Here is a 10,882-nt window from a genome sequence, read left to right as displayed (position 1 = left end):
CACGCGCCGCCGCTGGCGCCGCGCATCCAGGATGTCTATTCGCTGCGTTGCGTGCCGCAGGTCTACGGGCCGGTGCTGGACGCGCTGGACTACGTCGACGGCATCCTCGCCACCGAAATGAACAGCGCCACCGACAATCCGCTGATCTTTCCGGAAGACGCGGGCTACGCCATCGTCTCGGGCGGGCACTTCCACGGGCAGTACATCGCCCAGGCCATGGATCTGCTGGCGCTGGCGGTGGCCGACCTGTCGGCGATCTGCGACCGCCGCAGCGCGCGGCTGGTCGATCCGGCCTGCAACTTCGGCCTGCCGGCCAACCTGATCGCGCGGCGGCCCGGCATCAATACCGGCTTTTCGGTGGCGCAGAGCATGGGGACCGGGCTGGTGCTGGAAAACATGGGCCTGTGCGGCCCGGCCAGCGCCACCAGCCTGCCCGCCAAGGGCAACACCGAAGACCACATCAGCAACTCGTGCTTCGCCGCGCGCCGCACCCGCACCGTGGTCGAGAACACCCAGGCGGTGGTGGCCGTCGAGCTGCTGCTGGCCGCGCAGGCCCTGGATCTGGCCGAGCCCGACCTGGCCGCCTATCCGGTCGGCGCGGGCACGGCCGCGGCCTGGGCGGCGGTGCGGGCGGCGGTGCCGGCCATGCTCGGCGACGACCGCTGGCTCCATGACGACCTCGCGCAGTTGCGCGCGCGGGTCGCGGACGGCAGCCTGGCCGCCGCCACGCAGTCCGCCTGCGGCCCGCTGTGGCAGGCGCGGGAGGCGGCATGACCTTGGCCCACGGCGCGTCGCGCGACGATGACGACACCTTGCCCGGACGCATCGCGCGCACGCTGGTCGAACGCATCATCACCGGCCAGCTGCGCCCCGGGGAGCGGGTGGGCCAGGACGCGCTGGCGGCCGAGTTCGGCGCCAGCCATGTGCCGGTGCGCGAGGCGTTCCGCCGGGTCGAGGCGCGCGGACTGCTGGTGAGCGAGCCGCGCAAGGGCGTGCGGGTGAGCTCGCTGGACGAGGCCTCGATCGTGGAGATTACGCGCATGCGCGGCGCGCTGGAATCGCTGGCCCTGCGCCACGCGATGGCGGCGATGAGCGCCGGCGACCTGGCGCGGGCGCAGGCCGCGATCGACGCGGGCGACAAGGCGCGCGACATGCGCGACTGGGAGGCGGCCAACCGCGCCTTCCACGAGGCGCTGTACCGGCCGTGCGCGATGCCGCGGCTATTGGCGACGATCGACATGCTGCATGAATCGCGCACGCGCTACATGCATGTGACGGCATCGTGCGTGGCGTGGGATCCGGGCTCGCAGCGCGAGCACCTGGAATTGCTCGACGCGGTGCGCCAGGGCGAGGTCGAGCGGGCCTGTCGGCTGCTCGAGGCGCACATCGAGGAGGCGGGCGAGATCCTGGTGCGCGGCCTGGCGATATGGCGCATGACCGTCGTGGGCGAGCCCTGAGGCGGCCATCGGACCATCAGGGCACTATTGACGGCCCATCTGCTCGGCATCCGAACGCCTCAAGACGGCGCGCGGGTTGATGCGGCCGATGAAACGGATCAACCTGCTCGCGCCGGGCAGCACTTCGTCCTGGCCCTTGCGCAGCCCTCGCAGCGCGGCGCGGCCGAACTTGGCGACGTCCATCAGCATGGCGCTGTTCATGTCTTCCTGGCCCTTGTTGAAGGCGGTGTCGATGGCTGGCGGCGCCAGTTCGACCACCTTCACGCTGGAATGCCTGAGCTGCGCGCGCAGGGACTGGGTGTACGAGTGCATCGCGGCCTTGGTGGCGCTGTAGATCGGCTTCAGGGCCAGCGGGACGAACGCAAGGCCCGAGGTGACGTTGACGATGGTGGCGCTTTGCTGGCGTTTCAACACAGGCAGGAGCTGGTTGATCAGCTGAATCGGGCCGATCAGGTTGGTCCTGATCTCGTTCTCCAGGTCCGGGAGGGGGCGGTCGGTTTCATTCAGGTTGAGCTTGAGCCCGATGCCAGCGTTGTTGATCAGCACATTCAGCGACGGAAACCGCTGGGAGATCGTCGCGCAAGCGCTGGCGATCGACGCCGGATCGCTCTGATCGCAGACGAAGGTGTGCAATGCGGGGAACGCGTTGCGCGCTTCGGCCAGGCGGGCCTCCGAGCGACCGGTGACGAGCACGGTGTTGCCCGCGGCGAGAAACTGCCTGGCCAGTTCGAGGCCGATACCGCTGGTGCCGCCGGTTATCAGGATGGTGTTGCCGGAGAGGTTCATTGGGCGGGTCTTTTCAAGGGTTGGACAAGGGGACGTGACGCTCGCGCCAGCGGACCGGCGTTGTCTGCTCCCAGTTCCGAAATGCGCGGGCGAACGAGTTGGGCTCCGCGAAGCCAAGCAGCATGGCGATGGCGACGGCATCGAGTTCGGTCGTCGACAGCAGCCGATTCGCGGTGGTGCGCCGGACACTGTCCAATTGCTGCTGGAAGGTGGTGCCTTGCGCCGAGAGCCGCCGTTGCAAGGTGCGGCGGCTGGTCAGCAGCCGGCCCGACACCGCGGCAATATCGGAGGAACGGCCTTCGCTCAGTTGCCGCGCGATCGCCACGCGCACGTCGGCGATGAGCGCCGGGAAACCCTCTCCCTCGGCAAGCCGTTGCTCCAGGCCTTCGGTCACCTGCGCGAAGGCGCCGCCGCTGGCGGTGGCGAACGGCACGTCGAGGGCCGCGCGCTCGAACACCATGGTGTCGCTGGTCGCCGAGAAGAGAATGGGGCATCCGAAGTGGTCGCGCAGAAGCGTCTGGTCCGCCGACCGTCGCGTCAGCTCCAGGCGAATGGGAGTCACCCGACCGGCGCTGCCGCGATGCGCCATCTCCTTGAGCGAGGCCAGGGTGGTGTCGACCAGCAGGCGCGGCACGTCCCCCGTCGCCTGCAGCCAGCGATAGCGCACGATCGCTTCGTCGCCCCGGGTCTCGACTTCCACCAGCTCGGGGCAGGTCAGCCGCTTGTAGCGGGCGAGGGCCGCGAGGGCCTGGCGAAAGTCCGGGGCGTGCAGCGCGACAATCGACGGGATGCCATAGCCGCGGGCGATGCCGTCGGCGCCGAAACGCAGGCCCGCCGATCGGTCATCGAGTTCCGCCTCCACGGCCTGCCAGAGGCGGAAGAACTCGCCCGTGTCCCAATTGGTCGACGGCGCCACGCCCGCGCGCTCGCACAATCTTTCGATCGACAGGCCGAAGCCGGCGATCGCCGAGGGCGGTATCGAGAAGGTCTCGACGCGCCGGTTGCCTGAGCGGACGCCTCGCGCTGACGCGGTCTTCATCGCGTGGCCACCATCGAGAGCGCGAGGACCGCGAACACGCTGATCAGGATCCTGGGCGGGCGGTACTCGATGAAAACAAAGGCCAGGACGAGCCAGGCGGCCGCGGCGAAAACGGTGAGCGCGAGCGCGGGCCACTGGCTCAGGAGCGCGGGCGCCTGCCGCGCCACGAGCAAACCGAAGCCGCCGAAAAGCACCAGCCCGAGCGCATAGGCGGAGTGCAGGCCGTAGTACAGCGTCGTTTCCGGCCCGGGGGCGCGCGCACCCCGGGCGAACTGCGCAACGACATCGATGGCGAAGTGCAGGCCGCCTGCCAAGGCCAGCCATGAAAAGGAGGAATAGACCAGGATTTGACGCATCTTCCGGCTCCGTCGGATTGCCGCCGCGTACGACAGGACATCGGTATCGGCCAAACCCCCAAGATAAGCAGGCACCGCCGGTTTCGCAAATCCGATCGCGCCAAAAACGAACTACGTGTTCCCGGCGCAGAGGCTCGGCCGCGGCGCGCCAGGGGCGCAGGTCGAAATAGAAAAGCCCGGCCTTGCGTCTCGATCACGCAAGGCCGGGCTCTTATGGGGACGGGTCAGGAATCAGTCGTCCGACTGCTTCTTCGGCACGGGGAACGGATTCTCGCGGTACTGCAGCGTGAAGCTCGCGCGCTCGTCCTGGCCGAGTTCGCGCGCCAGGTAGGGCATGGTCTGCTTGAGGGCGTCGTGCAGCGTCCAGGGCGGGTTGATCAGGAACATGCCGCTGCCATGCAGGCCATAGCCGTCGATGGTGGCCTTCTTGACCGTGAGGGTGGCGTGCAGCCAGCTCTTGACCTTGAGGTTCTCGAAGTGGCGCGCCATTTCGCTGGCCTCGCGCCGCTGCACCAGCGGATACCAGACGGCGATGGTGCCGGTGGCGAAGCGCTTGACGCATTCCTTGACGGTGATCAGCGTGCGGCGGTAGTCGTTCTTGTCTTCATAGGACGGGTCGATCAGCACCATGCCGCGGCGCGTCGGCGGCGGCAGCAGGGCCTTGACGCCCTCGAAGCCGTCGTCGCCGTAGATGGTGGTCTGGCGCTGCGCGGTGCGGTCCATGTGTTCGAGGTTGCCGACCAGGGTGTCGATCTCGGTCGGGTGCATTTCGAACAGCCGCAGGCGGTCGGACGGGCGCAGCGCGTCCAGCGTCAGCCAGGGCGAGCCGGGGTAGCGCTTGAGGCGGCCGTTGGTGTTGAAGGCGCGGATGCGGGCGACGTAGTCGGCCAGCAGGGGCGGCAGGTCGTCGCGTTCCCACAGGCGGCCGATGCCGTCGGCGAACTCCGAGGTCTTGGCGGCCCAGTCGCTGTCCAGGCTGTAGAGGCCGGCGCCGGCGTGGGTGTCGATGACCCAGTAGGGCGCGTCCTTGCGGTTGAAGTAGTCCAGGGTGTGGACCAGGATGGCGTGCTTGAGCACGTCGGCATGGTTGCCGGCGTGGAAGGCGTGGCGATAGCTGAACACGGGGCGGGGGCCTCAGGCGGCCGGCCGGATGGCGGCCAGTTCGTCGGTGAAAATGCCGTCGATGCCCCAGTCCAGCAGCAGGCGCGCGCGCTCGGGGTCGTTGACGGTCCAGGCGGCGATGCGGTAGCCGGCGGCGTGCACGGCGTCGATCAGTTCGCGCGTGGCGTCCTTCTGGTTGATGTTCAGGGCGACACAGTCGTACTTGACCAGGCGGTCGAGCCAGTCGGCCGGCACCTTTTCGACCAGCAGGGCGCGCGGCAGCTCGGGCGCGGCGTCCTTGGCTGCCTGCAGGGCTTCCTCGGCGAAGGACGACAGCAGCGGGGCCACGGCGGCGCCTTGCCACAGCTCGCGGGCGGCCAGGGCGACGGCGGCGCCGGTCTCGGCCTCGCGGCCGGGGCAGGGCTTGATCTCGACGTTGCTGGCGATGCCGTTGGCGACGGTGTAGCGGGCCACGGCGGCGAAGGTGGGCAGGGGTTCGCCGGCGTAGGCGGCGGAGTGCCAGCTGCCGAAGTCCAGTTGCGCCAGTTCGCTGAAGGTCTTGGCGGCGGCGGGACCGTGGCCGTTGGAGGTGCGGTCGACGTCGTCGTCATGCATCAGGACGAGGACGTTGTCGCGGCTGAGCTTGACGTCGTATTCGAACATGGTGAAGCCGTGTTCGGCGCCGACGCGCATGGCGGCGAGGGTGTTCTCCGGGGCCAGGCGGCCGCCGCCGCGGTGGGCGATGTGGCGGGAATAGGGCCAGGTGGGGAGGGATGCTGTCATTTCTTTGATGCTTTTGGGGTTCTTTGGGACAGGGTGGAAGGATACTCTGTTCTGGGGGTTCCTTTCCTGTCGTGCGGGGGCGGGTTCTTGCTTCGTGCCTGTGTCGCGGGCTCGGTTCTTTTGGCGCGGCTGCGGGGCCGTGGCGCGGGGCCGGGGCTACGAGGCTTGTCCGGCGCCTGCGCGCCGGACAGCGCATCCTCATCCTCGTCGCCTGCGGCTCCTTCGGATTCCGTCGCGCGCGCCTCTACACGCCCCGGCCCCGCGCCACGGCCCCGCAGCCGCTCGCGGTGGGGAAAGCTCGAGGCGTCGCTGGGGCGGGGGGTGTGCTTGGGCTTCGTGGGAAGGATGGCGGCGCTTGAAGGATTTGCTGGCGCCCGTCCGACAAGGCCGCCCTGCGCGGCCTTGTCGGACATACGTGGTGGCTGCTCGCGTGGGCGCATCCTGGGGCGGGAGGTGGGATTTGCGGGCGGGGAGCCTGTTGCTTGGGGGCAGGGGCGGCCTTCGTAGGGTTGCGCCGCCGCAGGCGCCGGGCGCCTATTTCATCGGGGCCTTGTCCTGGGAGACGTCCATGATCATGCGGGTGGCCAGGTAGAGGCGGGGGACGATGGAGGGGATCTGGATGTACTCGGCGTCGTTGGAGTGGGCGCCGAAGCCGCTCAGGCCCATGCCTTCGATGACGGGGCCGCGGGCCTTGAGGGCGGCGAAGGCGGCGTCGGTGCCGCCGCCGCTGGCGCGGTCGACGACTTTCAGGGGCAGGCCCAGTTCCTGGTAGATGGCGACGCCGTGGTTGGCGAGGGCGCGCGAGGCGGGGGTGGCTTCGAGGGGCGGGCGGCGCACTTCGAATTTGACGCTGACCTTGGCCTCGGGCAGCAGTTTCTTCTGGATGCGTTCCTGCAGGGTGCGCTCGAGCGCGTCGAAATCGGACACCTTGAGGGCGCGGGCGTCGGCCTGGGCGGTGGCCTGGCCGGGGATGACGTTGCGGTTGGTGCCGGCCTGGGCCACGGTCCAGTTCAGTTTCAGGCCTTCTTCGGGCTTGGACAGGTCCTTGAGCTGCAGGATCTGGTGGGACAGTTCGGTAAGGGCGTTGACGCCGCCCTCGGGACGGGCGCCGGCGTGCGAGGTCTTGCCCTGCACGGTCAGGTAGGCCGCGCCGATGCCGCTGGTGGCCAGGGTCAGGCGGCCCTCGGCGCCGCCGCCCTCGAAGGAGAAGACCGCGTCCTGGTCGGCGCCCAGGCGGGTGATGGTGGCGCGGGCGCCGGGCGAGCTGATTTCCTCGTCGCCGTTGATCAGCACGGTGAGGGTGCCGTAGTCCTTGAAGTCCAGCTTCTGCAGCAGGGCCACGGTGTGCAGGATGGTGGCTACGCCATGCTTGTCGTCGGCGATGCCCAGGCCGTAGGCGCGGTCGCCGTCGATGCGGAAGGGCTGGTCCTTGAGCATGCCGTTGCGGTAGACGGTGTCCATGTGCGCGATCAGCATGATCTTCTTCTGGCCGCTGCCCTTGAACTCGGCGTGCACCATGGGGCCGACGCGCTCCGGGGTGTCGTCCAGGCGGAAGATGTCGGCGGGCTGCAGGATCTCGACCTTGCCGCCGAGGGCCTTGAAGCGCTCGGCGATCAGGGCGGCGATGCGCTCCACGCCTTCGACGTCCTTGCTGCCCGATTCGATGTTGACCAGGTCGCGCATGGTGTCGAGCATGGCCTGCTGCTGGCCCTTGGCGGCGTCGTGGACGGCGGCCACCGGGGCGGCCAGGACGGTGGCGGCGCCACCGAGGCAGGCCAGCGCGAGAAGGGCGCGAAGGGCGAGCGGACGTGAGGACGGGTACGGCATCGAAAGTCACCTCTGCATGAAAAAGGGGAAGGAAGGCGCCGGCCACGGCGTGGCGGCCCGAGGCTCACGATACGAGTGGGGACGGAAGGCGAAAACCGGGGTTTCCCGGGTTGACCGGGGCCGGCTTCCATGGGGGTGGAAAGCGTGTGCCGCGGGGCGCGCAAGGGCGTCGCGCGGGCCGATGTAAGCAGACGCTGCGGGAAGAATGAGAAATGCTAAAATCCGCCCGCTGACCCGGTTTGACCGGTATGGGAATAGGGCGAATGAGATTCGCCTTTTTTTATGCGTTTTCGTGCGGCCCGGGCGGAAGTCTCCCCCCGAGTGCGGCAACAGGGATTCCATGTTCGAATTTATTCGCAGCCACCGGCGCTGGATGCAGTTCATCCTGCTGCTTCTGATTGTGCCTTCCTTCTTCCTCGTCGGGATTCAGGGCTATGAGAGCTTCATGCGCAAGGAGCCTGAACTGGCGACTGTCGCCGGCCAGCCCATTTCCCGCGCGGAGTTCGACCAGGCGCACCGCAACCAGCTTGAACAGTATCGCCAGCGCCTGGGCGCGCAGTTCGACCCGGCGGTGATCGACACGCCGCAACTGCGCGAAGCGCTGCTGAACCAGCTGATCAACCAGCGCCTGCTGGCGAACGTGGCGGTGGACAACCGTTTCTCGGTGTCCGATGAAACGCTGCGCAACACCATCGCCGCGATCCCGGAAGTGCAGGACAACGGCCGCTTCTCGCCCGAGCGCTACCGCCAGGTGCTGGCGGCCCAGGGCATGTCGCCCACTTCGTTCGAAGCCGGCCTGCGCCGTGATCTGGCCGTGGCCCGCGTGCTCGAGCCGGTTGGCCAGTCGGCCAGCGCGCCGTCGGAAGTGGTGGCATCGCTCGAAACCGCCCTGACGCAGCAGCGCACGGTGCAGCTGCGCCGCTTCGCCGCCGCCGATTTCCGCTCGCAAGTGACCGTCACCCCGGCCGACATCCAGGCCTGGTACGACGCCAACAAGCAGCAATTGCAGATTCCCGAGCAGGTCCAGGTGCAATACCTGGTGCTGAACGAGGCCGCCGCCACCGAAGGCGTGCAGGTCAAGGACGAGGATCTGGCTTCGTACTACGAGCAGAACAAGAACCGCTTCGGCCAGCCCGAGCGCCGCCGCGCCAGCCACATCATGATCGAAGTGCCCGCCGGCGCCTCGGACGATGCGCGCAAGGCCGCCCGCGCCAAGGCCGAGGATCTGGCCAAGCAGGCCGCCGCCGACCCGGCGCAGTTCGCCGAGCTGGCCCGCAAGAATTCGCAGGACGCCGGTTCGGCCGCCAATGGCGGCGACCTGGGCTGGCTGGCGCCGGGCATGCTGTCCGGCCCGCTGGAAAAGGCGATCTTCAGCCAGTCCAAGGACCAGGTGTCGGGCGTGGTCGAAAGCCCGTCGGGTTTCCACGTGATCAAGGTCACGGATATCCAGCCGGCTTCGATCAAGCCGCTGGCCGAGGTCAAGAGCCAGATCACCGCCGAAGTGCGCAAGCAACTGGCCGCCGTGCGTTTCTCGGAAATGGCCAGCCAGCTGAACAAGCAGGTCTACGACCAGCGCGACAGCCTGCAGCCCGCCGCCGACGCGGTCGGCCTGAAGCTGCGCACCGCCTCGGGCGTGACGCGCGAAGGCCTGTTGCCGGCCGACCAGGCCGGCCCGGGCTCCGCGGTCGACAGCCCGGACGCCGCGCTGCTGGACAACCCGCGCGTGCGCCAGGTGCTGTTCTCGCCCGACGTGCTGCGTGAAAAGCAGAATTCCGGCGTGATCGAGCTGTCGCCCGACACCATGCTGGCGGTGCGCGTGGCCGCGGTCGAACCGGCCCACGTGCCGGCGCTGGACAAGGTCAGCGATTCGATCCGCGCCAAGCTGCTGGACGAGCGTTCGGCCGAAGCCGCCAAGAAGGCCGGCGAAGCCGCGCTGGCGGCCGACCAGGCCAACCCGGCCGCGGCGCCGGAAGGCTTCGGCGGTCCGCTGGTGGTGTCGCGCCAGGATCCCAAGAACCTGCCGCGCTCGGTGCTGGACGCCGTGATGCGCCTGCCGGCCGCCAAGCTGCCGGCCTACACCGGCGTGCAGTCGGGCGCCGATTACACGCTGGTGCGCCTGGAGAAGGTCGAGGCCGGCACGGTCGAGGCCGCCGACAAGGAACGCCTGGCGCAGCAATTGGCGGGCGCCTGGGGCCAGGCCGAGAACGAAGCCCTGGTGCGCATGCTGCGCGAGGAATACAAGGTGCAGGTGCTGCCGGCGGCCGCGGACGTCATCCGCGGCGGCGACGCCTCGCAGCAGGCGGCGGGCTGATCCGCCGCGTGGCGGGTCGCGGGCCGCTCAGGCCCGCGTCACTGCAGCAAGGGCCGCAGCGCCGGCCAGACATTGTCCAGTAATTGGGCCTGGGCATCCTCGTTGGGATGGATGCCGTCGGCCTGGAACATCGCCCGGTTCGTTGCGATACCTTCCATCAGGAAGGGCACGAGCCGGGCGTTTTCGTCTTTGGCGACCGTGGGGAACACCTGGGCGAAGCGCTGGGTGTAGTCGCGGCCGTAGTTGGGCGGGATCTGCATGCCGACGATGACCACGTCGGCCTCGGCCTTGCGCGCGGCTTGCGCCATGGCGCGCAGGTTCTGTTCCGTCATGTTCAGCGGCAGTCCGCGCAGGGCGTCGTTCGAGCCCAGCTCCAGCACCACCACCGCCGGCTCGTGCTGGCGCAGCAGGGCCGGCAGGCGCGCGACGCCGCCGCTGGTGGTGTCGCCGCTGATGCTGGCGTTCACCACCTTGTACTTCGGGTATTGTTCGGAAAGCCGCGCGGACAGCAGCGGCACCCAGCCGGTGCCGCGCTTGATGCCGTACTCGGCGGCCAGGCTGTCGCCCACCACCAGCACGGTGCGTTGCGCGGAACCCTGGGCCGCGGCGGCGGTCTGAGCGTGGGCGGGCGCCACCAGGGTGGCGGCGGCGAGCGTGGATATCAGTAGTGAACGGCGAATCAGGGGAATCAGGCGCATGGATAGCAAGAATTCGATCGAGGTGAAAGGGCTGGGCAAGCGGGTGGCCGATGCCGGCGGGACGCTGTCTATCCTGGAAGACATCGATTTTACGGTGGCGGCGGGCAGCGCCGTGGCCATCACCGGCAGCTCCGGGTCGGGCAAGTCCACTTTGCTGGGACTGCTGGCCGGGCTGGATGTTCCCAGCCAGGGCAGCGTGCGCCTGGCGGGGCAGGACCTGTTCGCCCTGGACGAGGACGGCCGCGCGCGCCTGCGGGCCAATCACGTGGGGTTCGTGTTCCAGTCGTTCCAGCTGCTGCCGAACCTGACAGCGCTGGAAAACGTCATGCTGCCGCTGGAACTGGCGGGCCAGCCGGCGCGCGAGGCGGCCCAGGCCATGCTCGAACGCGTCGGGCTGGGGGCGCGCCTGCATCACTACCCGCGCACCCTGTCCGGCGGCGAGCAGCAGCGCGTGTCGCTGGCGCGCGCCTTCGTGGTGCAGCCTGACCTGCTGTTCGCCGACGAACCCACCGGCAGCCTGGATG

General features: G+C 69.1%; 11 protein-coding genes. 4 read left to right on the top strand and 7 right to left on the bottom strand.

The genetic code is table 11. The features are described 5' to 3' along the window. Together AOZ53_RS07850 and AOZ53_RS07845 are read left to right on the top strand one after the other, a co-directional pair. Positions 1 to 774, top strand: a 774-nt coding sequence (locus AOZ53_RS07850) for an aromatic amino acid lyase (protein WP_197286462.1), incomplete at its 5' end; no start/stop codon positions are given. Further along, positions 771 to 1,457, top strand: coding sequence for a GntR family transcriptional regulator (locus AOZ53_RS07845; RefSeq protein ID WP_054431366.1), 687 nt, complete (start codon positions 771 to 773; stop codon positions 1,455 to 1,457). The genes AOZ53_RS07850 and AOZ53_RS07845, both read left to right, overlap by 4 nt. A 24-nt stretch (positions 1,458 to 1,481) precedes the next feature. Here AOZ53_RS07845 and AOZ53_RS07840 read toward each other — a convergent pair whose 3' ends face one another. The 6 genes from AOZ53_RS07840 to AOZ53_RS07815 form a co-directional block, all read right to left on the bottom strand. Continuing rightward, entirely contained in the window at positions 1,482 to 2,243 is a 762-nt protein-coding gene (locus AOZ53_RS07840) for an SDR family oxidoreductase (protein WP_054431367.1), read from the bottom strand. A gap of 13 nt (positions 2,244 to 2,256) precedes the next feature. Continuing rightward, entirely contained in the window at positions 2,257 to 3,282 is a 1,026-nt protein-coding gene (locus tag AOZ53_RS07835; RefSeq protein ID WP_054487474.1) for an AraC family transcriptional regulator, read from the bottom strand. Beyond that, a complete protein-coding gene (locus AOZ53_RS07830) occupies positions 3,279 to 3,638 on the bottom strand; it encodes a hypothetical protein (protein WP_054431458.1) in 360 nt (119 codons plus the stop codon). Before AOZ53_RS07830 ends, AOZ53_RS07835 begins: the two co-directional genes overlap by 4 nt. A gap of 231 nt (positions 3,639 to 3,869) precedes the next feature. Further along, complete coding sequence (locus AOZ53_RS07825; protein ID WP_054431369.1) at positions 3,870 to 4,760, bottom strand: 23S rRNA (adenine(2030)-N(6))-methyltransferase RlmJ; 891 nt, start codon at positions 4,758 to 4,760, stop codon at positions 3,870 to 3,872. 12 nt (positions 4,761 to 4,772) lie between these two features. Beyond that, positions 4,773 to 5,522 (bottom strand): glycerophosphodiester phosphodiesterase, encoded by a 750-nt coding sequence (ugpQ, locus tag AOZ53_RS07820; protein ID WP_054431370.1) that lies wholly within the window; start codon positions 5,520 to 5,522, stop codon positions 4,773 to 4,775. A gap of 534 nt (positions 5,523 to 6,056) precedes the next feature. Continuing rightward, positions 6,057 to 7,349, bottom strand: a complete 1,293-nt coding sequence (locus AOZ53_RS07815) for a M20/M25/M40 family metallo-hydrolase (protein ID WP_054487472.1) — start codon at positions 7,347 to 7,349, stop codon at positions 6,057 to 6,059. Positions 7,350 to 7,689: 340 nt separating this feature from the next. Here AOZ53_RS07815 and AOZ53_RS07810 point away from each other — a divergent pair, with 340 nt between their 5' ends. Then, positions 7,690 to 9,660, top strand: a complete 1,971-nt coding sequence (locus AOZ53_RS07810) for a SurA N-terminal domain-containing protein (protein ID WP_054431372.1) — start codon at positions 7,690 to 7,692, stop codon at positions 9,658 to 9,660. Between the two features lie 38 nt (positions 9,661 to 9,698). On the opposite strand, the gene AOZ53_RS07805 is transcribed toward AOZ53_RS07810, so the two are convergent. Beyond that, positions 9,699 to 10,358 (bottom strand): arylesterase, encoded by a 660-nt coding sequence (locus AOZ53_RS07805; protein WP_054477422.1) that lies wholly within the window; start codon positions 10,356 to 10,358, stop codon positions 9,699 to 9,701. Between AOZ53_RS07805 and AOZ53_RS07800 the strand changes: the two genes are divergently transcribed. Continuing rightward, positions 10,357 to 10,882 (top strand): ABC transporter ATP-binding protein (locus AOZ53_RS07800; RefSeq protein ID WP_054487470.1); only part of this gene is annotated, 526 nt, incomplete at its 3' end. The genes AOZ53_RS07805 and AOZ53_RS07800 overlap by 2 nt on opposite strands.

The organism is Achromobacter sp. 2789STDY5608621, assembly GCF_001299375.1.
Classification (GTDB): Bacteria; Pseudomonadota; Gammaproteobacteria; order Burkholderiales; family Burkholderiaceae_B; genus Achromobacter; species Achromobacter insuavis.
Note: the sequence above shows the minus strand (reverse complement) of the source record. Positions and strands in the feature narration are given on the sequence as shown.

Excerpts from the sequence above, each read along its gene's own strand:
- AOZ53_RS07830 (WP_054431458.1), bottom strand. The coding sequence starts at position 3,638 with ATGCGTCAAATCCTGGTCTATTCCTCCTTTTCATGGCTGGCCTTGGCA.
- AOZ53_RS07840 (WP_054431367.1), bottom strand. The coding sequence starts at position 2,243 with ATGAACCTCTCCGGCAACACCATCCTGATAACCGGCGGCACCAGCGGT.
- AOZ53_RS07845 (WP_054431366.1), top strand. The coding sequence starts at position 771 with ATGACCTTGGCCCACGGCGCGTCGCGCGACGATGACGACACCTTGCCC.
- ugpQ (WP_054431370.1), bottom strand. The coding sequence starts at position 5,522 with ATGACAGCATCCCTCCCCACCTGGCCCTATTCCCGCCACATCGCCCAC.
- AOZ53_RS07835 (WP_054487474.1), bottom strand. The coding sequence starts at position 3,282 with ATGAAGACCGCGTCAGCGCGAGGCGTCCGCTCAGGCAACCGGCGCGTC.
- AOZ53_RS07810 (WP_054431372.1), top strand. The coding sequence starts at position 7,690 with ATGTTCGAATTTATTCGCAGCCACCGGCGCTGGATGCAGTTCATCCTG.
- AOZ53_RS07805 (WP_054477422.1), bottom strand. The coding sequence starts at position 10,358 with ATGCGCCTGATTCCCCTGATTCGCCGTTCACTACTGATATCCACGCTC.
- AOZ53_RS07815 (WP_054487472.1), bottom strand. The coding sequence starts at position 7,349 with ATGCCGTACCCGTCCTCACGTCCGCTCGCCCTTCGCGCCCTTCTCGCG.